This is a genomic window from Anaerococcus tetradius ATCC 35098 (assembly GCF_000159095.1).
Taxonomy (GTDB): Bacteria; Bacillota; Clostridia; order Tissierellales; family Peptoniphilaceae; genus Anaerococcus; species Anaerococcus tetradius.
On record NZ_GG666295.1, the window covers coordinates 269,835 to 295,992 of the forward strand.

Here is a 26,158-nt window from a genome sequence, read left to right on the forward strand (position 1 = left end):
CTGAGACGGTCATAACTAATCTTCTAGTTTCAATTCAATAATCTCTGCATCTAGAGAGCTAGGAACGTCTTCTTTTTTCCAATCTAATCCTAGGTATATGTCAGATTTTGAATACTCAGATAAATTTTTAAGTCTTTCACTAACTTCTTTTATATTATCTTTGTTAATATCAATAATATCATATATTCCATCAAGATAAATTTTTCCAATGTCATAATCACGGGCAAGGATACCGCCAACAAAGCCCAAAAGTCCGTCTATATTTGAAACTTTGTAGCTTTTTGCGTTAATCAATCTTACTTTATGATCTAAGGTATTGATTTGACTATCGTCAGTATCGACAAAAACTATATTGTTATTACCTTTTTCCTTTTCTTTGTTAGCTTGCTCTACTAAATATTTTGTTTTGCCAACACCTTGTTCACCTAATACTAAATAAATCATTTTCTTCCCCCTTAATTTTGTCAAAAATTATTTTTTTGCTTTTGTCGCCTTGAACAATTCCATTTTTCTTCATATATTCAACTATTTCATCTCTAATAAGCCACCAAGATGTATCCCAATTACAAAAAATTGTATCTTCTTGAGGAGCCCTTCCTACAAGTCTCGAAACAGCTATATTTTCGCCTATATACCTTAGAAATTCAATCACATTTCTTTGATATTCTTCTTTTGAAATCATACTCACTTCGCCATTTTCATACATCTTAGAAAGTTTTGTATTTTTCACCACGAATAAAGAATGAATCTTAATTTCATTAACTCCTAATGCAGTAATTATCCTTGCAGTTTCAATGACATCTCTCAAATTATCCCACGGAAGGGATAAAATAACATGGGTACAAATCCTAATCTTATACTCCTTTAGAAGAATACAAGCAGCTATAAAGTCAGCTAAGGACTCTCCCCTATTTAAGACGTCTAGTGTTTTATAATTAGCTGTTTGCAGACCCAACTCGAATGTAATATCAATTCCAGTTTTTTGTCTGAATTCTTTCAAAAAATCAAGTTTATCCCTGCTAAGGCAATCACTTCTAGTAGAAATAGAAATTGCTACTATATAGTCTTTATTACAAGCTCTAATTACTTCTTTGAATTCTTTTAGTGACATGTAAGTGTTTGAGAAATTTTGAAAATATGCTATGAATTTGTTCGCTTTATATCTACTACCTATATAGGCTTTGTTTTTTTCTAGTTGCTCTTCTACTGTCATAAAACTCGGCAAATTCTCAAATGATCCACCAGCATCTGAACAAAATATACAACCACCCCTCGAACAAGCCCCATCTCTGTTGGGACATGTAAGGGAAAGCTTTATAGGTAATTTATATACTTTAGTTTTGTAAGTATCTTTGTAATACTCACTTACTGAATAATAAACTCCATTATTCATCAATCATATCTTCATCATCCATATCGCTTTCATAATCCTCAACTAGATTATCTAAAGCTTCCTCATCCCAATAATGGGAGAATAGATGAAAAACTTCGTCCATTTCTTCTTCGTCTTCTATAATCTCTAAATTAATTTCGTCATTGTCAAATGAATCGTTATAGTAGAATAAGTAAACCTGTGAGCTTTCACTTAATAATAAGGCTACATAATCAGTCTCATCAACAGTGAAAATATCAATAAGGTAACATTGGTCAGTGTTATCATCAAAGCCTATCTCAATAATAGCCTTGCCTTCATTTTTTCCGAATTCTACCTCATGACCATGTAGATTAAATTTCTCAGCCATAGTCTCTCCTATCTTTTACTAAATTTTTTTAAGTACATATTCAAGCAAGGCAATTAGCTCAACTAGCCATCCAATACTCGAATAATATATCTTATCACCTTGTTTATATTTTACCCCAAGTGATAAGATTTTCACATTTATATCTTTAAATATAATACTAGAATCTAGGGAAAATTGTGTTTTAATCGACTTTAAATCTCTATTGAATAATTCTATATAAGACTTTATAAAAACGTCAGTCATTAAATTATCATCATTTTTCCACTTATCAATGTTGAATCTTTCGGTAATGACCGAAGAAGATATTTTTGAAGAAAGTTTTATCTTATCAACCATAGTCGTCATACTTTCATCTGAAAGAGATCTTAAGACGATTATCATATTTATATAATTCTTAAGGCTTCTTGCAGTTGCAAGATTAGTTGAACTTACGATTTGCTCATCAACTGAGTTTACAAAATAACTTCCCGTGGGAGTAAGTTCAATGAATGAAGCTAGATGGTTAAAAGATTCATTATCTATTGGTAAGTATTTTCTTTCCTCAAGCTTAGCCAATTCTAGGTTCATGTCTGGTTCATATTTTAGATTTTTTTCTATACTTTCGCTTTTTACAATATCAAATATATTTAAAAGTTCACCTTCAAAATCGTCCTTAACTATAAAATCTACTTGGGCTTGTGATGGTATATAATCATATCTCTCACCAGCTGTTAAAGAGATTATATCAATGTCTACCTTGGCTTTTATCTTTCTTATAATGCCAATAATAAGTTTGATTGAATTTAGTTTTACCTTATCAGCCTCTTCACCAGCATGGCCTCCACTTAGACCATTTAAGGAAACTCTATATGTTTTGAAGGGAAATTCTGGTTGAAACCTTCTGACTTTTACTTGATTCAAAAACAATTTAAGAGCTGAAAATTCATTTGCTATGCAATCAGCCTGTCTTAAATTCAAGTTTACTACATTATCGCATCTAATAATATTTTTAAGATTGATAAAATTATCATTTTCTATATGTATATTATTATTAGTTAATAGTATATCAAAGCTTTCATCACTATATTCGATTAGATAGTTGATTAGTAAGGCTGATGTAATAAGATTTATATTATTATTCGATCTTATTAGGTCAACGTTTTCGATGTTATCAAAAAAAACAGAGCTTTTTTCTTTTCTATCGTCAATATTTAGATGAAGTAAAATTTTGGGACTTTGACCCTTTTTAATATACCAAAAGTTAGAAAACCCAATAATTTCAAGATTTTTTTCTTTTGCTTTTTTTATAATAAACTCTTCTAAAGGACCCAAAAGGAGCTGATTATCGTCTCCTTTTAGGCTATTTATATAATTATCGAGATTCTCTTTGACTGACCTACAATCCATATTTATTTCCTAGTAATATTTCTTTATATCCAAGTCCTTTTTTATTTTTGATAGTTTATCCAAGTAAGCTTCTTGTCTTTTCACCATCAATAATCTTTGATAAACTTGATCCTTTATTTTGTCAAAACTTGGTGTATCAACATTTTCTTTGTTTTCCAGTTTTATTAAATGATAGCCAAATTGAGATTTAATTGGTTTTGATACTTCGCCAATATTTATAGAATCTAATCCATCTTGAAATTCTTTTACCATTACACCCTTAGGAAATTTTCCCAAAGAGCCACCATTAGCTTTAGATGGGTCAATAGAATATTTTTTTGCAGCTACAGCAAATTCTAAGCCCTTATCTATTTCTTCCTTGATTTTTTGAGCTTCTGCCAAATCATTAACCAGAATATGAGAAGCTTCATACAAAACAGGTGGATTTAAAGTTTCTTTGTTGGCTTCATAATATTGTTTAACTTCAGCTTCATCAAGTTTTACCTGCTCAAAAATCTTATGCATAGCATAATTTTTTAGCATATTATTTTTTACAAGCTCAAGTTCGTCAACAAATTCCTTATCCTTATCATAGCCCTCATTGTAGGCATCTGCTAATAAAATTTCTTGATTAATCATTTCATCTGCAAGAATATGAAGTCCTTCTTCGCTATTGAATCTCTGATTATCCTCTATATTTTGCATTAATTGATAAACATCTTCTTGATAAATCTTTTTGCCATTTACTTCAGCTAAAAGTTTATTAGTATCTTCTTTCATTCTTACCTTCCTTTAGTTCAATTCTATCATTATAGATTGCTATGTCATTATTCTTATAGAGTCTGCCTATGGCTCTTTTGAAAGCAGATTTACTCATATTAAATATTCTATAAATCTTATCTGGTGAAGATTTGTCTGATAAATTTACCCTTCCATCATTTTCATATAGATAATCAAGTATCCTATCGCTATCACTATCCATCTGTAAGTATGCTCTTTGTCTTAAAGATAGCTCAATCTTACCATCATCCTTTACTTCTTTTACTCTAGCATTTATAAGTTCACCTTCTGTATGCACTCCCCTTAGCTCATTAATCCTTAAGAGAGAATCATACTTGTTGTCAACTGCTATAAATGCACCTATAGACTTATTAATAGAATAAATCCTTCCTGATACTTCATCATTTTCTCCATAAGGATGTTCATTAGTCAATAAATCTCGAATCTTAGAAGTAAGATATACATATCCATACCTATCTTCTTTGAATGCAACAGGATAGGTCATGTCCACTAAGACTTTATAGGTTCTTTCAGCAAAGGGCATGAAAATATTTTGCCTATCATTAATTTCAAAATATACACCCTTTTTATCAACATCCTTAGCCTTGAGCGAATAAATCTTTCCTATATGGAAAGGGAAAGATACCGATGCCCTAAGTACTTGATTTATGTCATGAAAAATAATTGCATCAACTTGATCACCAAGCTTTGTCCCTTTTAGTTCTTTTTTGTCTATTACAGCTTCACCCAATTTACTTTTAAGGTAAGCCTTGTTTTTGCTAAATCTTTTAATTGTAAATTTGTTAATAATATTCTCCTAATAATAAGTTAGTTACTAAATGTAAAGCCTTCACCTAATACTTCTGAAACTTGATATGTGAAAATAAAGGCCCTATCATCAATTTTCATAACTTCTTGTCTAATTCTTGGGTAATTTCTAATTGTAGTTACCGTCATTACTACATTCTTTTCTTTTTGAGAGTAGCCTCCTTCAGCCTTTAGCAAGGTAACTCCCCTCTTATGCTTTTCTAATATAGCTGTATTTACCTCTTTATACTTATCCGATATGATCAAAATAGCAATCTTCCTTCCAAAACCTTGGATAAAATAATCAATACCAATTGATTGAATCATTATAGTTAAAACTGCATATAGGGAAAGCTCTATTCCGAATACAAAAACAGAAAGACTAACTACTACAAAATCTGCTAAAAACATGCAAATATGTATAGGTAGATTTGTTAATTTGTTTACAATTGATGCAATCAAATCAGTTCCACCAGTAGAAGCCCCATGGTAAAAAACTATAGCAAGTCCAAGACTCATTGTTATAGCGCCAAATATAATATTTATAATCTTATCATGACTTAATATAAGATGCGGAAATAACCTTTCAAATATAATAATAAAGCCTGATAGAGCAAAGGATGCAAGCAAAGATTTTTTTGCAAAATCATAACCCATAATCCAAATTCCTAGTCCTAAAACAAATATATTTAAAACCAGGGTATATATTCCGACACTTAAAGCTGGAAAAATTGTTGATAATACTAGTGAAAATCCAGATATACCGCCAGCTGCAATATCATGTTGTATTAAGAAAAAATAGAGGCCAAATGAAATTAAAAAGGTCCCAAAAAATATCCACATATATTTTTTCATATGCTTCCTCCGTTATGTATAATAAAATGTTATCATAAAATCATCATATATTCAATCTTAATTAAATTTTATTATTTAAAAAGGATGCTGTATTAAGATTATATACAACATCCTCCATTTCACTTTGCCCAGCTTGGGAGTAAACGATTAAAATCATCGTACATTTTCATCAAATCATCAATTTGATTTTCGTCTAAATTATGATCTTTATCAATGTTCTTATCGACCTTGTTATATAAAATCACATAAGCTTGGTATAAGCTTAATAGCCTAAAAAACTTTCTAGAAGGTCTCTTGCCATTAAAATATCCATCCAAAACTCCCTGAGCAAATTTTGGATAATCTATTGCAATTTTATTTATATCAACGAAGTCAAAAACTCCATCGCCATATTCTATTTCTTTCAATCCCCTAAAGTCTAGTTTGTCACCATCGTAGACCCTAATGTTTTTATCATTAATTTTTCCATGCAAGAGATTGATAGGAGTATTCTTTGTCAGGTGAATATTGTCTTGAATATAATCAATCAATATATAGTCCCTATCTCCTATGTCTTCAGATAATCCATGAATATAGAATAGATAATTAGATTTAGTTAAGAATTTTTTCTCCCAATCAATATTTTCTGTTATTTTGCTTTTGTGAAACTTTTCCAAAAGAAAACCAAATTTTTTACCAATAGAAAACTGCTTTTCTTCATCACTTTTTGCCAAAAATTCCTTTAGAGATTTTTCTTTCCTATATTCGAAAATTTTATAGGCTTTATTTTTGTCTGGCATAATGCCTTCTTCATAAATCTCAAGTGGCTCCAAACCAATATTTTTAAGAATATCTTGTAAATATCCTTCATTAGCTATTGATTCATGATAATCCATATCATACAAGGCAAAAACATATGACTTGTCATCGGCATTAATTTTAAATTTGTTTTCAGAAATTTTAACAACTGATTGTATCTTTTTTTTATTTTCAAAAAGTTTGCTACGTTTCAAAAAATCATAATTATTAGTCATTTTTTATTTGTGCTCTTTTACTAATTTTTCTACTTCCTCTGTTAGTTCGCAATCCAGAATTTTTTCTGCAAATATTGCTTCTTCTTGTTGGCTTGAATTAATAATTGTATCCTTAATTTCAGCTATTTTTGCAGATGAACCTGAAAATTCATCAAGACCCAAACCTAACAAAAGTTTTACTGCATCTGTATCAGAAGCGAAAGCCCCGCACATTCCTGTCCATTTTCCAGCTTCGTGAGAAACATCTATTACATGTTTAATAGCTCTTAATACAGCTGGATTGTAGTTTGAGTAAAGGTTGGCTATATTTTCATTTCCTCTATCTACAGCTAAGGTATATTGGGTTAAATCATTGGTTCCTATAGAGAAGAAATCAGCATATTTAATAAATTTATCTGCCATAATTACTGATGAAGATGTTTCTACCATGATTCCAACATCAAGGTCTTTGTTATAAGCAATTCCTTCTTTATCTAGTTCAACTTTTATTTCATCTACCATTCTTCTTGCTTCTTTTAGCTCATCAATATTTACTACAAAAGGTATCATTATTTTAAGATTTCCAAAAGCTGAAGCTCTTACCAAGGCCCTCAATTGCTTTTTAAACATATCCTTTTTATCTAAACATAACCTTATTGCTCTATAACCTAAGAATGGGTTTTCTTCTTTAGGGAAATCATAATAATCTAAACCCTTGTCCCCGCCAATATCGAGTGTTCTTATAATAAGTGGCTTATCTCCAAGCATTTGTGTAGCTTCTTTATAAACTTCAAATTGACTTTCTTCTGTTGGAAAATCAGAGCTTTGCATATATAAAAACTCTGTTCTAAATAGACCAACACCATCGCATCCGTTTTCTATAGCTAACCTTAAATCATCAAGATTTCCAATATTTGCTGAAACTTCAACTTTCTTACCATCTTTGCTTATTGCAACTTTATCTTTAATTTCTCTAAGTCTTATCTTCTTTTCTTTTTGCTCTTTAATTAGAACTTCATACTTAGCTATTTCTTCTTCTGATGGATTAACAATTAATAATCCCTCATTGCCATCAAGTATAGCTTTTTCTCCACCCTTAATCTTAGTTGAAATATCTCCCATACCCACTAGGGCTGGCATATCAAGAGTTTGGGCAATGATTGAAGTATGGCTAGTCTTACCACCAAGATCTGTAGCGAAACCAACTACAGCTTCCTTATTCATATTTGATGTGTCTGAAGGGGTAAGCTCCTTAGAAATTACAATACTTCCCTTAGCAAGATTTGATAAATCCTTTGCTTTTATTCCCTTCAATTTATACATAACTTGAAAACCTATGTCTTTATAGTCACTTGCGCGCTCTCTTAGATAATCATCATCAAGTTGACTCATTATTTCAACCATTTCTTTAATGGTCTCATCTAAGGCAAGCTCTGCATTTTTAAGTTCGTTTGTGATCTTAGACTCAATTGTATCAGTAAAATATGGATCAGATAACAACTCAGTGTGGGCAGCTGCAATATTAGCTTGTGCTTCGCTTGCTCCATCAAGATTTGATAATTCTTTCACATATTCATCAATAGCATTCTTTACCTTAGCAAATTCAGCCTTGGTTTCTGCTTCGCTAATTTTTCTATCATCAACTACAATTTCGTCTCTGGTGAATAGGTATAATTCTCCAATGGCTAAACCACCGCTAGCTTTTAAACCTTTATATCTTTCGGCCATTATTAATTTCTCCTTATTTTAAAAAAAGGATACTTAACAGTATCCTTCTATACATTAGTATTATTCAGATAAGTTATTGATAAATTCAACTAATTCATCTGCAAATTTTTCTTCATCTTCACCTTCTACTACTAAGGTAATTTCTGTTCCTTTAGCAATTCCAAGGCTCATAACGTTGAAGATTGATTTAGCATTTGCTTCTTTGTTTTCTTTAATTATCTTAACTTCACCTGGGTAATTTTTAACAAATTGAACTAATGATGCTGCTGGTCTAGCGTGTAGGCCAGTTTCATTAGCTACTACGACTTTTCTTTCTGCCATAATTGCATGCCTCCTAAATTTATATTACATTATTATTTTACTATATTTTTTGGATTTAACAATAAATCCATTTATCATTAATTTATAGCCTTGGTAGATTCTCTCTTTATGATTTGACCATCTATAATCCAATCTTCTTCTAGAATATCTTCTTCTTCCTTGATTCTTTTAATCAAAGCACGTATAGATATAGCTCCAATATCATAATATGGAATAGCTACTGTACTTACCTTTGGTCTATAGATACTTGCTATATTTGAATCGCCAAAACCGGTTACAGATAAATCATCAGGAACAGATATATTGTTATCAACGCAATAGTTTATAAAACCTATAGCTACCTCATCATTTACACAAGAAACCGCTGTAATATTTTTTTCTTTGACTAATTTAATTACATCTTCTCCGATATTGTAGCCATCGTCTGATTTTATACCTTTTGTATCATAAACATATGCTTTCTTGCCACAAGATTCAACTGCTTCTTTATAACCTCTTAGCATATTTTCATTAAGTATATTATTATCATCATGATTGATATATAAAATATTATCATGACCAGCTTTTATAAGATTTTCCACAAGTTTCTTTTCCTCTTGGGCGTAGTCAATCTTTACTGACTTAACATTTTTATAAGTATGATACTTATCTAATAGTACAAAAGGTATCCTTCTATCTCTTAATTTTACCAAAACTTCTGGTGATATGTTTTCTGTTATAATAACAAGACCTTCTACTTGTTTGGTAGCCAAAAAATCTATTGAGTTTTCTAAGGCTTCCTCATCACCATAAGAACTTGAAAGTAAAATATCGTATTTATATACCCTACCTATTTCCTCTATGCCTCTAATAAGTTGAGCCATATATTCAATGCCAATATCTTCAACTATGACACCAACCAAATTTGACTTTCTCATAACTAATGATCTAGCAAGCTCATTTGGTTTAAAATCAAGTTTATTTATAGCATCAAGAACTTTTTTTCTTGCTTCAGGACTTACAGGCTTAGAATTATTCATCACTCTGGATACAGTAGAGATTGATACGCCAGCAAGTTTAGCTACATCTTTAATTGTTGGTTGACCCATTTTCCCTCCTTAAATTATGAAATAATAAAGGCCATCGTCGATGACCTTAACTTTATCTACCTGATATTACATTTCTCGCTATATCAATTACATCCATAATTAATGTCGAATAGTCTGTAATAGAGGCAACTCCAGCACCTAATGTATCAACACTGTCAACAGCAGTAACTCCTACATAACTTACAGTATCTCTTATGTCGTCGGTGATGCTATTTACATTTGTCATAGTATCATTAGCTTTAGCTATTGCCATCTTTAGATTAGGATCAGCTACGATTGAATTAACATTTTCTACAAGAGTATTAGCTTCAGCAGCTAATCTAGGTAATTTATCTATCACTTGATCAAGATTATCAGAATTCTTGTCAAGAACTCCTTGGATTTTTTGGATTAATGAATTGATATTTTTTAATAACAATATCAAAAACACCAAGGCAATAATTCCCAAGACTGTTAGTATTATGTTACCAAGAAGATTTACATTAATTGTTAGCATCTAATTCTCCTTAGTTTTTACTGGTTTCTTTCTTTGCCTTCTTATCTTCTTCTTTAACTTCTTTTGCTGTATTTTCCGCTTCTTTTTTCACATCTTTAGCAGCATCTTTTGCTTGATCTTTTGCTTTTTCAGCATCTTTCTTAACTTCTTTTCCAGTTTCTTTAGCAACATCCTTTGCCTCTTTGGCACCTTCTTTTACTATATCCTTAACTTCTCTAGCTCCGTCTTTGATATTTTCAAGTGCATCTATTGAAGCTTCTTTGATTTTGCTACCTGATTCTTTTACAATTTCACTTCCATGTTCAAAACCATCTTTGATTGGCTTCAAATCAGTATAAGCTCTGAATCTTAAATCTTCATAACCATCTTTAGCATTATCTACTGCTGTCTTAGCGCTATCTCTTACTGTATCAACAGTATCATTAAAGGCATCAACTATATCTGCCCTAGTTTCTCTTCCAGATTTTGGAGCCAATAGTAGACCTGCAGCAGCCCCAAGTAATGTTCCCAAAATAGCTCCTTGTGCTCTCATTCTGCTATCATGATTTTTAGCTTTCCAAATTTCGTATTTTAATTCTCTCTTTTTAGCTAGTGCTTTTTGTTCGATATAATCTGATATTGACATATTATCTCCTTTTATTTAATTCTACTATATTCATACCCTTATAGGTCAAATTATAACCAATTTAATTAAATCCCAAGGGGGCCCTATCTTTAAGACCTTCGCGTAAGTGAAGGTGGGCAAGCTGTCTAAAATCTCTGACGTCCTCTCGAAGGAGGCTTGCCATCAAAGTTAGAACTCCGCAATCCCTTATAAAAGTTGTAGGTTTAAATTTGGACCAAACACCTTAGGATATATTAATTATATAATATGAAAAGGATTTTTGCAAATCAAATTGTTTTCACTTTTCACAAAGAAATGTCATGAAATTCGGCCAATCTTCTAATTTGATGTTTTCCTCATCTATAAAAGTTTTGAATTCTAACTTGTATGAATGTAGTAAAAATCTATCTAAATCCTTATCTGAGCCGTACAACTTATCTCCGTAAATTGGGTGACCTAGACTTTGTAGACTCACCCTAATTTGATGAGTTTTTCCTGTAAAAATTTCACATTCTATGAGGGAATAACTATCATTCTTATCAATTGTTTTGAAATAAGTCCTAGCTAATTTCCCATTATTACTAGCTATATACTTTTTATTCTCCTCATCATAAGAGATTCTTGCTTCATAGAGTAAATCTAAGTCAGTATTAGGATCAACAACTGCCAAATATTTTTTCTTAATCAAATTATTTTCTACTTGCCTTTGGTAATAAGCATGAGCATATTTATTTTTTGCGACAAGCATTAAGCCTGAAGTATTCATGTCAAGTCTATTTACTAATCTAATCTTATTCCTTATATCATTTTCTTTAAAATAATAGGCCAGATAGTTGGATAAATTCACTTGATTTTTGGAATTGACTGTTAAATTTGAAGTTTTACTTACTACAAGGCTATTAGCATCCTCAAAAAGTACTTTTAATTTTCCTTCTATTGGCTCATAGTCTAAATCTTCATCCTCAATAATAATTTTAAACTCGTCGCCTTTTTTTAAATCAAAGCTTTTATTTTTAAGCTTTCCATTTAGAAGATAAGCAGAATTCAAAATTTCATCTATACTTCTCTTAGAATAATCTTTAGCTTCCAAAAACTTTCGGACAGTAATATTATTATTAATTTTATATTTTATGTATTTCATATGCCATCCTTATGATATAATATATTATACTATATGAGAGGTGAAGGAAATGACAAACAAGGTTAATGTATTTAAGAATAAATCAAAATTTTCAAAATCAATATATCAAAAGTGCAAGAATATTTTCAACAATTATGGCTATATTTTAACAAGTAGTTATGAACATGATGCTATATTAAATCTAGTTATCGGTGGCGATGGCACCTTCCTTAACGCTGTTCATCAATCAGAATTTTCTGATATACCCTTTATCGGTATAAATACAGGTCATCTAGGTTTTTATCAAGAAGTTGAAACAAATATGATAGAAAGTTTTATAAGATCCTTCGATCAAAAAGATTATAGGGTAGAAAATTTATCAGTCCTAGAGTCACACCTTGCAGGAAAAAAGATTAATTCTATAAATGAAGTAGTAATAAAAAGCAATCGAAATCAAATTGTTAGATTAAAAGTTTTTATAGACGGTAATTTTATTGAGTATTATTCAGGTGATGGCCTTATTATTTCTACACCTCATGGATCTACTGCTTACAACTTATCTGCAGGAGGCGCCATTCTTCATCAATCTTTAAATGGTTTTCAATTAACACCCATCGCACCAATTTATTCTAACATGAATAAGGCCTTAAGGTCTCCTGTCGTGCTTCCGAATGATGCCACAATTGATATTTCTATTTCTAAAAGAGACAATTTTCATACAGTCTTCATTTTTGATGGCAGAGAATATTCTGCTAAGGATTATAAAATTAGAATCAATGTTTCTGATACTAAAATAAAAAAACTTATTCTCAATAGAAACCATTACTGGAATAATATCAAGAATAAGTTAATGTGATTAGTTAATATTTACATTTTGATAGATTTCTCTTATAATGTCCCTCGCTATAGGAGCAGCGGCTACTCCTCCAGTATCCTCGCTGTCTTCGACTACTAGGGCAATTGCCAAATTAGGATCATAGGCTGGAGCAAAACCAACAAACCAAGCATCAAGTAATCCATTTTCTTTATCAGCTGTTCCAGTTTTTCCTGCAATTTGAACAGAATCTAGATAAGCACTAGTTCCTGTTCCATAGTTTACAACTGCCACCATCATATCTCTTATAATATTTGCAGTATCAGGACTTGTCACTTCAGATAGGACTTTTGCTTTTCTTTCAGAAACAACCTTTCCATCCTTATCGACAATCTTCTTTACAAGCCTTGGTTGCATCATCTTTCCATTATTAGCAATGGCTGAGGTTATCATAGCCATGTGTAGGGGAGTAATTTGACTCTTACCATAACCAAAACCAGTCATAGCTAAGTCGACATCATTTAAATCTTTAAAAGGTATTATAGATTTATTTTTTTCCAAATCAAAATCATAATCCTTATTTATCATAAATTTTCCGGCTAATTTTTCATATTTTTCATGACCAATCAAATTAGTTTTTGCTGCAAAATAAGTATTAACTGAATTTACGAATGCAGACCTTAAATTAAGTTGACCAAAGGTTTGGTCAGAGAAGTTTTTGATGTTATATCCTTGAACTTTCTCTACCCCATCATCAAAGTAACTTGTATCTATGTTATAGTCTAGAATACCTGTAGCAGTTACAATTTTAAAGGTAGATCCTGGTCTATATGATCCAGAAGTTGCCCTATTTACTAAAGGTCCGTAGGTGTTTTGGATTAGTTCATCCCAATTCTCATCTACATTATTTGGATCATAGGTCGGATTGGATACTAGGGCTAAAATTTCTCCAGTAGTTGGATTCATAACCACACAAGCTCCTACAATCCCCTTCATATTCTCATAAACTATATTTTGAATATTCTGATCCATTGTCAAATGAACATCATTACCTACTTCGTTTTTTATGACCATCTTTCTAAAGTTGGATAGATTTTCATCGCTTATAGCTAAAAGTTCTTTGTTGTATGTTTTTTCAATACCAGATTTACCATAAGTTTTTGATGAGTATCCAGTTATTGAAGATGCACTTGCTCCGTAATTGTACACCCTATATTGGCTACCATCGCTATTTTCTTCGCTATGGGCTAGGACATTTCCATTGCGGTCATAAATATCGCCTCTTTTTATGTTATCTTCATTAACCCATAGTCTTCTATTATGAGAGTTGTTTTCAATTTCACTTCTCTTAAAAAGTTGAAAATAGACCAAGTATAAAGCTAGAGTCAAAAATAAGGCTATAAAAAATATCATTGCATATACAAGCCTCTTATTCAAAGTGGTTTTTGATAGAATATTTAGCTTTTCATTATCTTCTAATCTTTTTTCTTCTTCAAACTTTAGAATTTTATCTATCAAAGATTGAAAATTGTTCCTTTTTTTATCTAAATTATTATCCTTATTCATTTATTTCATCACCATATTTAATTTCCTCTCCACAATATTGAAGGCAAGCTAATAAAATGAAGCCAGCAATCATGGAAGAACCTCCTTGACTGATGAAGGGAAGTGTTACACCTGTTAGGGGTATAAGCTTTAATACTCCACCCAGTATAATAAAAGTCTGGAAGGCAAAAAGTATCCCTATACAGAAGGCTAATATAGAATAAAACTTATCTTTTTGTATCAAAGAAATCTTTATAGCCCTATATACGAGAATCATAAACAATAATACTACAGCTATGCCCATGAAAATACCCATTTCTTCGCAGATAGCAGAAAAAATAAAGTCTGACTCTGCAACAGGTATAAAATCAGGTCTTCCTAGACCAATACCACTTCCGAATAATCCTCCACTCGCCATAGCAAACAGGGCCTGGGTTATTTGGTAGCCTGTAGCATCAATATCTGACCAAGGATCTTTCCATGTAGCAACCCTTATTTGTACGTGACTGAACAGATGATAGGCAATTATTGAGCCTAAAATCATAGCTAATAGATTAGCGACAATTAGCTTTCTATCCCTGTCATATACAAATTGGCTAAGTATCATAGTTGAAAAGAATATTAGTGCTGTTCCTAGGTCTTTTTGTAAAAATAAAAATCCTATAAAGACAAATATTATCAAGTTCATATAATACTTTCCAAAAGGCTTCTTGCATATCTCATTATAATGAGTGTAAAAACTTGCTATGAAAAAGGCCAATGGTACCTTGATAAATTCTGAAGGCTGTATAGTTATTGGTCCTAAATATATCCAGTTTTTAGCTCCGCTAATATTAGAGCCGAAAATCAAAGTGAAAATAAATAGGACTATTGATATAGCTACATAAAATTTCGACAAATTATGCCAAGCGTTATATGATTTCATAATTCTATATGTTACAAAGAACATAAACAAACCGACTAGATAATATTGTAACTGCTTTCTTCCAAGTGAAGGGTCTAACCTATATATAACAGCTACACCTATAGAAAAAAGCATGTTGACTATCATAAGAAGGATGCCGTCCGATTTAATGACTTTATTTATCAAAAATGTAGATAAAAAAGTCGCCAAAAGAATGGCTAGGTATGTTATAAAATCCACGTTTTTGATGTGCTCAATATTATAAATTAATGACATTGATAAAGATAAGAACTCAAAAATCATAAGCAAGAATACTGCCTTCCTCTGAGCCCTTTCTTTATTAAGGGTGAGATTTTTAATTCTATTCATTTCCATCACCTTGGACAAACAAAAATTGTAATTTACCAATATTAATCAAATCATTAGACTTTAATTCAATAGCATCAGTGATTTTCTCGCTATTTAGATAAGTTCCATTAGCTGATTTTAGGTCTTCTATAAAGTAAATTCCATCGTCCTCAACAATCCTAGCATGAAACTTTGATAGAAACTTATCCTTTATACAAATGCTATTTCTATCATCTCGACCTATAGTATTATCAGATGCCAGAAAATAAAATTCTTGAACTGTAAAAGAAAATTTTTCATTTAAGTTTAAAAGTTTTAAATATGTATCTGATTTTGATTCCTTTTTTAGAGTGGTCCTTACATCGTAATATATAATCCTGATAATAGAATATATAAAATAAAAAACTATAAATACAAAAATGTATTTCAATATAGTTGATATTAATTGGTATAATGTTAAACTTCCAAAAACATTTACTGAAAATATTTTATCTATTACATTAAAAAAACTTTCCATTTTTATCTCCTTTTGATATATAATATTTCAGTTTGATGGAAAGTTCAAGTATTTTGTAAAATAAAAAGCAACCCAAAGCTAGTTAGACCTAGCTAAGGGTAGCTACTTTAACTTATTCGATTGAATTAATTACCTCTTGCATGAAGTCATTAATTCCCTTTAATTTTTCTTGAGATTTACCTGAACTTTCTCCTATTGCATTAATGTATAGCTTGATTTTAGGCTCTGTTCCAGAAGGTCTTAGAGCAAACCATGAATTATCTTCTAGATAATATTTCAAAACATTAGATTTTGGTAGACCTGTTTCATCCTTTTGATAGTCGACTATTGTTTTAACTTTAAGTCCGCAAAGTTCTTTTATTGGATTATTCCTAACTTTGCTCATAATTCTAGATATTCTCTCTTGACCGTCAAGACCTTCAAGAACTATAGATATAACATCATTAGAATAATATCCAAATTCTTTAAACAAATCTTCTATTACATCAAGTAAGCTCTTATTTCTTTCTTTGTAATATGCAGCCATCTCTGTTATCATCATTGCTGAATTTACTGCATCCTTATCCCTTACAAAGTCCTTATAGTTGTAACCAATACTTTCTTCAAAGCCAAAGATGAATTTACCACTTTCATTTTCATCCAATTCATTTGCAACGGCATAAATATTTTTAAAGCCTGTTAGAACGTCATATACCCTTACGCCATATTTGTTAGCTATTGGCTTAACTAGATCAGTTGATACTAGTGATTTTACAACTGCACCATTTTCTGGTAGTTGACCCTTGGCTGCTAGGGCTTCTAGAATATAATTTGCCAACAAAGAACCAATTAAGTTACCAGTTAGGAATTTATATTCGCCATCTTTATCCCTAATTTCAACAGCACATCTATCTGAATCAGGATCAGTTGCTAGTAGTAGGTCAGCCCCAACTTCTTTTCCTAAAGTTTCTGAATATTTGAAAGCTTTTGGGTCTTCTGGATTTGGATAGCCTACTGTAGTAAAGTCAGGATCTGGATTTTCTTGTTCTTTAACAATATGGACATTCTTAAATCCTCTTTCATCAAGAATCCTTCTTACCAATTTGTTTCCACATCCGTTAAGAGGTGTATATACTACATTGATATTTTTATCTATAGCTTCATCATTAATTGTGCATGCCTTTACTTCCTTGATGTAATCTTCGATTAATTGGTCATCAACATATTCAACTATGCCTTCCTCTAAGGCTTTATCAAAATCCATTCTTGGAATCTCGAAAAAGTCTGGATGTTCAGCTATATGACCTAAAATTTTATCAGCAGTTTCATCAAGAATTTGACTACCTTCATGGTTATAAGCCTTATAGCCGTTGTATTCCCTTGGATTGTGGCTGGCTGTTACCATAACTCCAGCAACATTTCCTAATTTCCTAATTGTATATGAACAAACTGGTGTAGGTTGAATTTCCTTGTGGATATATACCTTGATGCCATTTGCAGCGAAAACTTCGGCGGTAACTTTTGCGAATTCTTCAGATTTATGTCTCACATCATAGGCAATTGCCACGCCCTTTTTCTTAGCTTCATCGCCAGCTTCGGCTATGGTATCAGCAAAGCCTTGAGTAGCTTGAGCAACATTATAAACATTCATCCTGTTTGTACCAGCACCTAATTTACCACGAAGACCTGCTGTTCCAAACTTTAGTGATTGGTGGAACCTATCTTTTATTTCTTCATCATCATCCTTTATACTTAAAAGATCTTTTTTTGTTTCATCATCAAATCTATCGTCTTCTAACCATTTTTTGTAAATTTCTTTATAATCCATTTTCTACTCCTAACTTAAATACATTAACTGATTTACCTTCAATAATTAAAGCTTCGCTAATATCTTCATCTGTCTTATTTATACCCTCTTTAGAAAAGATTTTTCTAATTTTGTAAGTAGGATAGCCTATAAAGCTGTTCAAACTTTCTTTATCAAGGAAAAATCTATCATCTAAAGCATTAATTGCAATTAAATAAGTATCATCTTCATTTTTAATTTTATATATTATTGAAGAATCTGGAACATTTTCCATAAAACTTAAATTATCCCTAATAAATTGAGCATCCGTATGGCTAAATACTTCCATCGATTTCCTTATTTCGATTAGAGCTTTAAGGTAGTTAAATATATCCATATTGTCAAGCTTATCTTGCCATTTAACCGAATTATTCCTAAGGGGTGATCTATAAGAGTTAGCATCGTTATTTTTACTATGATTAAACTCATTGCCTTCATAGATAAAAGGCTTACCGAAAGACAAAAAGATAATTCCTAAAGCCAACTTTACATAATCATCTATATTATTATATTCATTCAAAGATATAGCAAGCTTATCATATAAAATCAGATTATCATGACAGTTAAAATAGTTTATTGTCTCACTAGCCTTATCAGTAAAGCCAATTCTCTTCTCATCATAGGCAATTGATCCTGCTATACCAGTTTCTACAGCCAACTTATTAGAGAAAATCCCCTGTATATATCCTTTTTCGTAACCATTTGCATCTCCCTTTATAGCATCTCTGAAATCATCATTAAAAACCGCAAAGGATTTTGATCTTTGAGATCCCTTAAGAATTTGTTTATCAAAAGCTAATGGAGAATAAAAAGCCATCCAAGGTTCACCATATATAATTATATTAGGATTTATTCTTCTAAGTTTTTTGAGGGCGAGCTGTATCGTATCTATATCAATTAGGGCCATCAAATCAAATCTAAAACCGTCAATTTTGTATTCCCTAGCCCAATGGCAGAGCGAATCAATTATAAGCTTTCTAACAAAAGGATTTTGACTGTTAATTTCATTGCCAACTCCTGAGCCGTTAGAAAAACTTCCATCATCATTCATCCTATGATAATACCCTTTAGCTAAAGTTTCTAAATTAGAATCGTAGGATTTGAAGGTGTGATTGTAAACAACATCCATAACAACCGAAATATTATTTTTATGAAAGGCCTGAACCATCTTTTTTAATTCTTTTATTTTAGAAATCGGGTCGTAGGGATCTGTCGCATAGGAGCCTTCGGGAGCAAAATATAATTCTGGATCATAACCCCAGTTATAATTATCATCATCAAAAAACTTGGCATCATCTTCGTCAACTGATATGAAGTCATATATAGGAAGAAGTTGGACATGGCTTATACCTAATTCCTTAATATTGTCAATCCCAGTCTTAACACCCTTAAATTTTGTATCTTCTTCACTAAGACCGAGATACTTGCCCATATTTTTTACACCACTACTAATATCTGCTGTATAATCTTTGACACTCATTTCATAGATTATGGCATCTTCTTCTTTATTATCAGGAGATTTTTGCTCTCTAAAACCACAAGGGTCGCTATCTTTTAAATCTATTACTGCAGAAGCCAAACTGTTAATTGATGATGAAAAAGAATAAGGATCTGTAACTTCGTATTTTCCATCGACTAAATAATTATAGAAATATCCTTTTAAGTCACCTTCTAGAGAAATTTCACATATGCCCAGTTCGTTTCTTTTCATAGGATATTTATCTTTTCTAGTTTTTCTATAATCATCACTTATGAGAAGTTCTACCGACTCACTAGTGGGTGAAAATACTCTAAAGATAGTTTTCTCTTTGCTATAGATTGCCCCAAGCTTTTCATCTTCTATTTTCTCGTAAGTAAGATTTTTAATTTTTTCTTCAAATGCGGTTGTTTTGTCTACCATCAATACCGTTCCTTATAATTTTATTATCTAATTTAAAATTATTTGCCCATAGTATATTGTCTATTTCGTTGTTGACCCACTTATCCTTATCTAAATATTCAGTTTCAATCTGTCTTCTCTTATCGACTAAATCGCTCAAATCCTTAAAAACTCTAAAAGAGTCATTGTACATCATGATTTGGTCATACATCACTTTAAAATCATATGGGAAATTTTCATAACTTTCTCTTATTAGATTATCTACCGTATATTTTACCATATCATTATTGTAGTAGAAATTATTTGCATCATATCTAGCAAAAAGACCATCATCAATTATTATCTTGTAAGTATCTCCTAATTTATAGAAGGAATTCTTCTCGGAGATATTCTTGCTAATTCCACCTTGGCTAGTTAAAATATTTGACATATTGAAGGCTGAGTTTAACATATGAAAATCTTGGTTATCGAGAGTTGCGAGGGTCATGTTATTGTAAATATCACCAGCCCTTAAAATAATCTTTGACTTAAATACATTTACGTCTTCAACAAAAATAATTTTTATCTTTTCTCTTATGAACTTATCCTTATCAATCATCTTTTTTAGGGCAAGTATAAATTTAATAGTTTCCTTGGCCATAAAATATCCCACATTTGCCTTACCTGCAAAAACGTAAGTACAAGGAGTAACTCTCAAATTGGTATTTTGTTTAATTAAATAATACTTATAAGCAATAGCCAAAGCATTAAGGATTTGTCTTTTACTTTCATGAACTATGGATAAATGTACATCAAATATAGAATAAGGATTGAGTTTTTCACCAGATAATTTTATTAAGTCGAGCTTATTTCTATATTTAACTTCTTCTAAATCATCAATAAAACTTCCCTTATTTCTTAGTTTGTCAATTTTTAAAATCTCCCCTACAGATAAATCTGATATTCCATTTTTTTGGAAGATTTCCATTAATCTATAATTATTTTGTTCTGCATACATAAGCCTATCTGTACCAAAATTAGTGTATGATAGCTTCCTAATAGCAGTTTTCTCTTCTTTTAATATTTTTGATAGGAATATATAATCGTTAGATAGAGCAAGGTTGATATTTTTAAACAAAACATATCCATTCTTAATCAAATAATAACTTGGATCTTCTTTAATTAACACATCCTGAATTAGTATTATCGTATCAAGAATTTCTGGATTTACTCTTTTAATCATATCTACCGGATAAGTTTCAAGGCTATCACCAGTAATAGAAAAAGCCATATGTTCAAAAACTCTCCTCGCTATAAAAATAGCCTCTTTTATACTTATATGAAAACGACTATTTAGGATTCTGATAAACTCAGCTAGAGCAATAGTAGGATGGATATCATGAGCAAAGATTTTCACTCTCTCATCTATTCCATCAATACTCTCATATCTGTTCATATATCTTTTGATAATATCCCTTATTGCACTTGCTGAATAGAAATATTCCTGCTTAAGCCTTAGAAGCTTTCCATCGTAGGAAGAGTCATCTATATAAAGAAATTGGTTGATGGAACTAGTGCTTATGTAATCATCATAGGCTTTAAATATATCGCCTCTGGTAAAGTCAGCATAGCTAACTGCCTTTGTTGGTTCTGATTGTAGAAGCCTAAGTGTCGAAACAAAATCCGCCCTGTCATTTAGTATTGCCACATCATGGGCAATTGATTTATGTTTTTTTCCATCTATGTTTAATTCGTAAGAGAAACCCTTTTTGTGTTCCCAATTTGATCCTTCTGCTAGCCAATAATCAGAATATTCTACCTGCATTCCATCAATTAATTTTTGTTTGAGATTTCCATTCTCATAACGCAAAGCGTAGGCAACAGATCTAATCTTTCTATTAGCCAATTCATTTATTAGATAACTTGAGCCGATGCCAATGTCTCCTACACCCAGACTAGCTTCTTTTTCAAAAGCTATCACTTCTTCATATGAAAAACCTATTTCTCTTAAAACTTCTCTAATTTCTTCTTCTTTATTGAGCTTAGCAATATTTCTTTCTATGAATTTACCAGGCAGGTATTCGAAACTTAGAATATATACCTCAAATTCACTCTCATCGGATTTACTTTCAACCCAAATTTCACCTATATCTTCCATTAATGCCCTGCACAGGCAGTCATAAACTTCATTAATTCTAGCATTATTTGCATTTTTCGCATAAAAAGAATACAAAAAACTTTGTATTCTTTTTAATAGCTTTCTTTCTTTGTTTCTATTTTGCTTTAATTTCATTGTATAAATCTAAATACTTTTCTCCGGATTTCTCCCAATCATTATTTTGCTCCATAGCATTAATTACCAATTTATCAAAAGCTTCCTTATTATCCTTATATAATTTTAATGCATCTTTTATGCAGAAAAGAAGCTCATGAGCATTGATATTTGCGAAAGAAAATCCAGTCCCCTCTCCTGTAAATTCATTATATGGACTAACTGTGTCTTTTAGACCACCAGCTTCCCTTACTATTGGTAAGGATCCGTATCTCATAGCTATCAACTGACTTATACCACAAGGTTCGGATATACTTGGCATTAGATAAAAGTCACTTCCTGCATAGATTTTATGACTTTCATCGCCACTATAATAGATTCTTGCCGCTACTTTGTCAGGATATTTCCATTCAAAATACTTAAACATCTCTTCGTAAGTATAATCGCCAGTTCCTAACACGACAAACTGAACATCTTCTTGTAATAACTCATCCATTATGTATCTTACTAAGTCCAAACCCTTCATCTCGGTAAGTCTTGAACAGATACCTATAAGAGGCACATCACTTCTTTCAGGAAGTCCATACATTTTTTGTAATTCAAGTTTGTTTTCTACTTTTCCATCAATTTTATTTGCACTATAGTTAGACGATATCACAGCATCTGTTGCAGGATCCCAAATATCAAAATCTACCCCATTAACTATTCCACTTAATTTATAAGCATATTTTCTAATAACTCCATCGAGTCCTTCCCCATAGAATGGATATTGTATTTCTCTTGCGTAATTTTCAGATACAGTATTTAATGCACTAGAATGCACTATTCCACCCTTAACGAAGTTAATAGCATCGAAATATTTAAGATCATTTTCATTAAAATATGAACCATCTAATCCAGCTAGCCTTAGATTATCAGGATCAAAAACCCCTTGATATTTCAAATTATGTATTGTAAATAAGCTTCTCACATCATCATAATAAGAATCGCCTTTTCTAAAATCATTTACGAATACATTAACCATGGCAGTATGCCAATCATTAGTATGGATTATGTCTGGCTTGAAATTTATTTCTTTGCCTAGCAAAGTACACGCTTTAGAAAAATATATAAATCTTTCAGCGTCATCATCATATCCGTAGATTCCATCTCTGTCAAAATACTCAAGATTGTCGATAAAATAGAAAATAACTCCATCCCATTTTAATTGATAGACACCAGCATACTGATGCTTCCAATCTAAATCCACAAAAAATTCTGTGACTTTTTCCATTTTGAGCCTAAATTCTTCACCTATAGACTTATACAATGGAAGAACAACCCTACAATCAACACCTTTTTTTACCAATTCCTTTGGAAGAGCCCCCGCCACATCGGCAAGGCCTCCTGTCTTAATAAAAGGAACTGCTTCTCCCGTAAGAAAAAGAACGTTCATCTTAGATTCCTTTCTCCAATTCTTCATCCTTAGCTGTAACATATGGATGTGATCTATTACCAAATAACCTTGTATCTTTACCTACATAAGTTCCCTTGTCAGTTATAGCATAATTTAGAATTGCTCCATCTGATATAACTGAATCTTGGAAAATAATAGAATTTTTAACAACTGCTCCCTTTCCTATGCTAACACCCCTAAAAATAATAGAATTTTCTACATTACCCCTAATAATAGATCCATTAGCTATAAGGGAGTTTTTGGTACTTGATTCCTTGGTATATGAAGTAGATGGTTCATCCTTAGATTTAGTATAAACTAGACCATCTTCATAGAAGAGTTGATCAAAGTCGGCTCTATTTAATAACTTCATATTTGCATCAAAAAACGAATTGATGTCAGTTATAATTTCAAACTCTTTGTTATGCCTATAAAAATCAATCTTCATATCAGATGCAAAAGTGAAAAGAGCATTTAGGAAGGACATTTGAGAATCCCTTTCCATAGCCATTCTCAATATTCTCAAGAATAAATCTCTCTTAATCATAATAGAACCTAGGAACAAATCTATCTGATCAGACAAACCAAGATTTAGACCGACAGAAGAAGGCTTACCATCTTCATCAGAAGAAATAATTCTTCTATTTAGGTAATAACCATCTGTATCTTCTGTTTTGGTAGAGAAAATCAAACAATCTAAATCATTGGATTCCATGGTTTCCTTTGCATCAGTAATATCAACCTTATTAATATACATTGGGTTATTAATAAATATATAATCAGATTTATGATCTTCAAAATATCTTATAGTATCATAATAGGTTTCAATCTCACTTAAATTCTCTTTTGAAGAATATTTTGGAGGATTGATCAATAGACCACCATTTCTCCTATTTAATTCCCAACTCTTACCATTACCTATATGATCTAATGTAGACCTCATCATCCTATTTGCATATAAAACTACCCTTGAAATATCGTGATTGGTAACATTTGATAGAGCAAAGTCAATAACTCTATATCTTCCACCAAAAGGTAGCATATAATCTGGTCTACTTTTACACAAAGCACCATAATTTCTTTCATCAAATTCTGAACTATATATCAAAGCTACTATACTAGGCATATTACTCCTCCTCAATACCTTCATTGCTAACTAAATAAACTTTGCTGTCATCTTCCTTCCCGATATTTTGAGTAATTTCCATATCTGAGGCAACTACGCAATTATATATCTTAACTCCACTTTTTACCTTAACTCCGTTAAGCAAAACCGAATTATATACTTCTGCTCCCTCTTCAACTTCTACACTAGAAAATAAAACAGAATTACAAACTTTTCCATCAATAACGCAAGCTTCATTAACTAGACAATCGCAAAGTTCTCCAGTCTTTCCAATTCTGTGAGGAGGCAAATTAAGAGAAGCTGTATAAATTTTCCAATTTTCATCGTAAATATCTAATTCATTTTCAGGATCAATCAAGTCGAGATTAGCTTGCCAAAAACTTCTTACAGTTCCAACGTCTTTCCAATATCCATCGAATTTATAAACATATAAATTCATTCCCTCTGCAAGCATTTTAGGAATTATGTCCTTACCAAAATCATTAGAAGAATCTTTATTTTTACTATCTTCTATCAATTCTCTTCTTAAAACTTGCCAATTAAAGATATAAATTCCCATTGAAGCTAGATTTGATTTAGGATTTTGAGGTTTTTCTTCAAACTCAACTATCCTATCATTCTCATCAGTATTCATAATACCAAACCTAGATGCCTCATCCCAATCAACTTCCATTACAGCAATTGTAGCATCTGCGCCATTTTTCTTATGAACATCTAAAAGCTCCCTATAATCCATCTTGTAGATGTGATCTCCTGATAAAATTAAAACATACTCTGGATTAACCTCGTCAAGATAATTTATATTTTCAAAGATTGCTGAAGCAGTTCCTTCAAACCACCTACCACCATCTTCTGTATAATATGGTGTAAGTATCCTAAGACCGCCAAAATTTCTGTCATAATCCCAAGGTGCACCAATTCCAAGATGTTGATTTAATAATTGTGGTTTATATTGAGTTAGAACTCCTATATCCTTAATGTCAGAATTTGTTGAATTACTTAAGGCAAAATCTATGATTTTGTATTTTCCACCAAAAGGTACAACAGGTTTTGCCATATCTCTAGTTAAAGCTTTAAGTCTAGAGCCTTGTCCACCAGCTAAAAGCATAGCTGCAATTTTATTAGAATTTCTCATAATTCCTCCTTAAAAAAGAAACATTCATATATTATATATACCCAAATGTATAAAAATAAATTGAAATAAACCTTTTCTTAAATATATTCTAACCAAAATCATTCCTTTTGACAAGCTTTTTTTAGCAAGTATAATAGACTAAATGGGGATGACTTGGTTTCGACGTGGTTGGGAAATCTCTAGTTGCAGGTCGTATGCCAAAACGTAAATTAGCAATTAAATATAAACGCAAACAACAATAGCGAAGCAAACTTCGCACTAGCTGCCTAATTAAGGCCGGCAATGAATGTTAAGCTTGTCGCAAGCCTAACATTCGTTTCATAATTTAAGCGACAACTATTGTATGTAAGCTTTGCCATACAATCAGTACTATGAAGCTAGCGTAAAAATTTTTGGTTGTATTTTGATTTTTTATGCGAAAATATAAATATAACTAAACTTGTAGATGCTATTGAATTATCTTCCACGGACAAGGGTTCGA

24 protein-coding genes and 2 other RNA genes are annotated in these 26,158 nt (G+C 31.4%); 2 read left to right on the forward strand and 24 right to left on the reverse strand.

All coding sequences use genetic code 11. The features are described 5' to 3' along the window. Nucleotides 1–15 precede the first annotated feature (15 nt). The 15 genes from HMPREF0077_RS01270 to HMPREF0077_RS01335 all read right to left on the reverse strand — a co-directional run bounded on the left by HMPREF0077_RS01270 (nt 16) and on the right by HMPREF0077_RS01335 (nt 11,919). A complete protein-coding gene (locus HMPREF0077_RS01270) occupies nt 16–444 on the reverse strand; it encodes a hypothetical protein (RefSeq protein WP_004836032.1) in 429 nt (142 codons plus the stop codon). Beyond that, a complete protein-coding gene (gene mnmL, locus HMPREF0077_RS01275) occupies nt 422–1,393 on the reverse strand; it encodes a tRNA modification radical SAM protein MnmL/YtqA (RefSeq protein ID WP_004836033.1) in 972 nt (323 codons plus the stop codon). Before mnmL ends, HMPREF0077_RS01270 begins: the two co-directional genes overlap by 23 nt. Then, the gene (locus HMPREF0077_RS01280) at nt 1,386–1,742 is read right to left on the reverse strand and encodes a DUF1292 domain-containing protein (RefSeq protein WP_004836034.1); all 357 of its coding nucleotides are present in this window, start codon (nt 1,740–1,742) and stop codon (nt 1,386–1,388) included. Before HMPREF0077_RS01280 ends, mnmL begins: the two co-directional genes overlap by 8 nt. A gap of 18 nt (nt 1,743–1,760) precedes the next feature. Beyond that, nucleotides 1,761–3,128: a zinc-binding metallopeptidase family protein gene (locus HMPREF0077_RS01285; protein WP_004836035.1), complete on the reverse strand. Its 1,368-nt coding sequence runs from the start codon at nt 3,126–3,128 to the stop codon at nt 1,761–1,763. Between the two features lie 9 nt (nt 3,129–3,137). After that, on the reverse strand, nt 3,138–3,887 hold the full coding sequence (locus HMPREF0077_RS01290) for a peptidylprolyl isomerase (RefSeq protein ID WP_004836036.1): 750 nt from the start codon (nt 3,885–3,887) through the stop codon (nt 3,138–3,140). After that, nucleotides 3,871–4,698, reverse strand: coding sequence for a S1-like domain-containing RNA-binding protein (locus HMPREF0077_RS01295; protein WP_345908454.1), 828 nt, complete (start codon nt 4,696–4,698; stop codon nt 3,871–3,873). The genes HMPREF0077_RS01290 and HMPREF0077_RS01295 overlap by 17 nt, the downstream gene beginning before the upstream one ends. 17 nt (nt 4,699–4,715) lie before the next feature. Further along, nucleotides 4,716–5,549 (reverse strand): YitT family protein, encoded by an 834-nt coding sequence (locus tag HMPREF0077_RS01300; RefSeq protein WP_004836038.1) that lies wholly within the window; start codon nt 5,547–5,549, stop codon nt 4,716–4,718. Between the two features lie 119 nt (nt 5,550–5,668). Beyond that, entirely contained in the window at nt 5,669–6,562 is an 894-nt protein-coding gene (locus HMPREF0077_RS01305; RefSeq protein WP_004836039.1) for a hypothetical protein, read from the reverse strand. A 3-nt stretch (nt 6,563–6,565) separates the two neighbouring features. Further along, entirely contained in the window at nt 6,566–8,269 is a 1,704-nt protein-coding gene (ptsP, locus tag HMPREF0077_RS01310) for a phosphoenolpyruvate--protein phosphotransferase (RefSeq protein ID WP_004836040.1), read from the reverse strand. A 60-nt stretch (nt 8,270–8,329) separates the two neighbouring features. Then, nucleotides 8,330–8,590 (reverse strand): HPr family phosphocarrier protein, encoded by a 261-nt coding sequence (locus HMPREF0077_RS01315; RefSeq protein WP_004836041.1) that lies wholly within the window; start codon nt 8,588–8,590, stop codon nt 8,330–8,332. Between the two features lie 77 nt (nt 8,591–8,667). Next, nucleotides 8,668–9,678 carry a LacI family DNA-binding transcriptional regulator gene (locus tag HMPREF0077_RS01320; RefSeq protein WP_004836042.1) on the reverse strand — a complete coding sequence of 337 codons (1,011 nt, stop codon included), beginning with the start codon at nt 9,676–9,678 and terminating at the stop codon, nt 8,668–8,670. A 52-nt stretch (nt 9,679–9,730) separates the two neighbouring features. Beyond that, nucleotides 9,731–10,174: a hypothetical protein gene (locus tag HMPREF0077_RS01325; RefSeq protein WP_004836043.1), complete on the reverse strand. Its 444-nt coding sequence runs from the start codon at nt 10,172–10,174 to the stop codon at nt 9,731–9,733. Nucleotides 10,175–10,184: 10 nt separating this feature from the next. Continuing rightward, a complete protein-coding gene (locus HMPREF0077_RS01330; protein ID WP_004836044.1) occupies nt 10,185–10,799 on the reverse strand; it encodes a YtxH domain-containing protein in 615 nt (204 codons plus the stop codon). Nucleotides 10,800–10,864: 65 nt separating this feature from the next. Continuing rightward, a non-coding RNA gene (gene ssrS / locus HMPREF0077_RS10415) (6S RNA) lies at nt 10,865–11,032 on the reverse strand. A gap of 44 nt (nt 11,033–11,076) precedes the next feature. Continuing rightward, nucleotides 11,077–11,919 (reverse strand): RluA family pseudouridine synthase, encoded by an 843-nt coding sequence (locus tag HMPREF0077_RS01335; RefSeq protein ID WP_004836045.1) that lies wholly within the window; start codon nt 11,917–11,919, stop codon nt 11,077–11,079. 49 nt (nt 11,920–11,968) lie between these two features. Here HMPREF0077_RS01335 and HMPREF0077_RS01340 point away from each other — a divergent pair, with 49 nt between their 5' ends. Next, complete coding sequence (locus HMPREF0077_RS01340) at nt 11,969–12,754, forward strand: NAD(+)/NADH kinase (protein WP_040349220.1); 786 nt, start codon at nt 11,969–11,971, stop codon at nt 12,752–12,754. Here HMPREF0077_RS01340 and HMPREF0077_RS01345 read toward each other — a convergent pair whose 3' ends face one another. The 9 genes from HMPREF0077_RS01345 to HMPREF0077_RS01385 form a co-directional block, all read right to left on the reverse strand. Next, nucleotides 12,755–14,278, reverse strand: a complete 1,524-nt coding sequence (locus HMPREF0077_RS01345) for a peptidoglycan D,D-transpeptidase FtsI family protein (protein ID WP_004836047.1) — start codon at nt 14,276–14,278, stop codon at nt 12,755–12,757. Further along, nucleotides 14,271–15,530 (reverse strand): FtsW/RodA/SpoVE family cell cycle protein, encoded by a 1,260-nt coding sequence (locus tag HMPREF0077_RS01350; RefSeq protein ID WP_040349222.1) that lies wholly within the window; start codon nt 15,528–15,530, stop codon nt 14,271–14,273. Before HMPREF0077_RS01350 ends, HMPREF0077_RS01345 begins: the two co-directional genes overlap by 8 nt. After that, complete coding sequence (locus HMPREF0077_RS01355) at nt 15,523–16,026, reverse strand: FHA domain-containing protein (protein ID WP_004836049.1); 504 nt, start codon at nt 16,024–16,026, stop codon at nt 15,523–15,525. The genes HMPREF0077_RS01350 and HMPREF0077_RS01355 overlap by 8 nt, the downstream gene beginning before the upstream one ends. Before the next feature lie 112 nt (nt 16,027–16,138). Then, the gene (locus HMPREF0077_RS01360) at nt 16,139–17,833 is read right to left on the reverse strand and encodes a phospho-sugar mutase (protein WP_004836050.1); all 1,695 of its coding nucleotides are present in this window, start codon (nt 17,831–17,833) and stop codon (nt 16,139–16,141) included. Continuing rightward, the gene (gene pulA / locus HMPREF0077_RS01365; protein ID WP_004836051.1) at nt 17,823–19,751 is read right to left on the reverse strand and encodes a type I pullulanase; all 1,929 of its coding nucleotides are present in this window, start codon (nt 19,749–19,751) and stop codon (nt 17,823–17,825) included. The genes HMPREF0077_RS01360 and pulA overlap by 11 nt, the downstream gene beginning before the upstream one ends. Further along, nucleotides 19,726–22,002 (reverse strand): glycogen/starch/alpha-glucan phosphorylase, encoded by a 2,277-nt coding sequence (locus HMPREF0077_RS01370; RefSeq protein ID WP_004836052.1) that lies wholly within the window; start codon nt 22,000–22,002, stop codon nt 19,726–19,728. The genes pulA and HMPREF0077_RS01370 overlap by 26 nt, the downstream gene beginning before the upstream one ends. After that, complete coding sequence (glgA, locus tag HMPREF0077_RS01375) at nt 21,983–23,416, reverse strand: glycogen synthase GlgA (protein WP_040349224.1); 1,434 nt, start codon at nt 23,414–23,416, stop codon at nt 21,983–21,985. The genes HMPREF0077_RS01370 and glgA overlap by 20 nt, the downstream gene beginning before the upstream one ends. A 1-nt stretch (nt 23,417) precedes the next feature. Continuing rightward, a complete protein-coding gene (glgD, locus tag HMPREF0077_RS01380) occupies nt 23,418–24,542 on the reverse strand; it encodes a glucose-1-phosphate adenylyltransferase subunit GlgD (RefSeq protein ID WP_004836054.1) in 1,125 nt (374 codons plus the stop codon). Nucleotide 24,543: 1 nt separating this feature from the next. After that, entirely contained in the window at nt 24,544–25,677 is a 1,134-nt protein-coding gene (locus tag HMPREF0077_RS01385; RefSeq protein WP_004836055.1) for a glucose-1-phosphate adenylyltransferase, read from the reverse strand. Nucleotides 25,678–25,829: 152 nt separating this feature from the next. Here HMPREF0077_RS01385 and ssrA point away from each other — a divergent pair. Further along, nucleotides 25,830–26,158, forward strand: a transfer-messenger RNA (tmRNA) gene (gene ssrA, locus HMPREF0077_RS10420).

Bases quoted from the DNA above. Each gene is read 5' to 3' on its own strand.
- HMPREF0077_RS01315 (WP_004836041.1), bottom strand. From the start codon at position 8,590: ATGGCAGAAAGAAAAGTCGTAGTAGCTAATGAAACTGGCCTACACGCT.
- HMPREF0077_RS01345 (WP_004836047.1), bottom strand. From the start codon at position 14,278: ATGAATAAGGATAATAATTTAGATAAAAAAAGGAACAATTTTCAATCT.
- HMPREF0077_RS01350 (WP_040349222.1), bottom strand. From the start codon at position 15,530: ATGAATAGAATTAAAAATCTCACCCTTAATAAAGAAAGGGCTCAGAGG.
- HMPREF0077_RS01325 (WP_004836043.1), bottom strand. From the start codon at position 10,174: ATGCTAACAATTAATGTAAATCTTCTTGGTAACATAATACTAACAGTC.
- mnmL (WP_004836033.1), bottom strand. From the start codon at position 1,393: ATGAATAATGGAGTTTATTATTCAGTAAGTGAGTATTACAAAGATACT.
- HMPREF0077_RS01335 (WP_004836045.1), bottom strand. From the start codon at position 11,919: ATGAAATACATAAAATATAAAATTAATAATAATATTACTGTCCGAAAG.
- ptsP (WP_004836040.1), bottom strand. From the start codon at position 8,269: ATGGCCGAAAGATATAAAGGTTTAAAAGCTAGCGGTGGTTTAGCCATT.
- glgD (WP_004836054.1), bottom strand. From the start codon at position 24,542: ATGCCTAGTATAGTAGCTTTGATATATAGTTCAGAATTTGATGAAAGA.
- HMPREF0077_RS01355 (WP_004836049.1), bottom strand. From the start codon at position 16,026: ATGGAAAGTTTTTTTAATGTAATAGATAAAATATTTTCAGTAAATGTT.
- HMPREF0077_RS01360 (WP_004836050.1), bottom strand. From the start codon at position 17,833: ATGGATTATAAAGAAATTTACAAAAAATGGTTAGAAGACGATAGATTT.
- HMPREF0077_RS01385 (WP_004836055.1), bottom strand. From the start codon at position 25,677: ATGAGAAATTCTAATAAAATTGCAGCTATGCTTTTAGCTGGTGGACAA.
- HMPREF0077_RS01285 (WP_004836035.1), bottom strand. From the start codon at position 3,128: ATGGATTGTAGGTCAGTCAAAGAGAATCTCGATAATTATATAAATAGC.
- HMPREF0077_RS01280 (WP_004836034.1), bottom strand. From the start codon at position 1,742: ATGGCTGAGAAATTTAATCTACATGGTCATGAGGTAGAATTCGGAAAA.
- HMPREF0077_RS01370 (WP_004836052.1), bottom strand. From the start codon at position 22,002: ATGAAATTAAAGCAAAATAGAAACAAAGAAAGAAAGCTATTAAAAAGA.
- HMPREF0077_RS01320 (WP_004836042.1), bottom strand. From the start codon at position 9,678: ATGGGTCAACCAACAATTAAAGATGTAGCTAAACTTGCTGGCGTATCA.
- HMPREF0077_RS01330 (WP_004836044.1), bottom strand. From the start codon at position 10,799: ATGTCAATATCAGATTATATCGAACAAAAAGCACTAGCTAAAAAGAGA.
- glgA (WP_040349224.1), bottom strand. From the start codon at position 23,416: ATGAACGTTCTTTTTCTTACGGGAGAAGCAGTTCCTTTTATTAAGACA.
- pulA (WP_004836051.1), bottom strand. From the start codon at position 19,751: ATGGTAGACAAAACAACCGCATTTGAAGAAAAAATTAAAAATCTTACT.
- HMPREF0077_RS01290 (WP_004836036.1), bottom strand. From the start codon at position 3,887: ATGAAAGAAGATACTAATAAACTTTTAGCTGAAGTAAATGGCAAAAAG.
- HMPREF0077_RS01340 (WP_040349220.1), top strand. From the start codon at position 11,969: ATGACAAACAAGGTTAATGTATTTAAGAATAAATCAAAATTTTCAAAA.
- HMPREF0077_RS01270 (WP_004836032.1), bottom strand. From the start codon at position 444: ATGATTTATTTAGTATTAGGTGAACAAGGTGTTGGCAAAACAAAATAT.
- HMPREF0077_RS01300 (WP_004836038.1), bottom strand. From the start codon at position 5,549: ATGAAAAAATATATGTGGATATTTTTTGGGACCTTTTTAATTTCATTT.
- HMPREF0077_RS01305 (WP_004836039.1), bottom strand. From the start codon at position 6,562: ATGACTAATAATTATGATTTTTTGAAACGTAGCAAACTTTTTGAAAAT.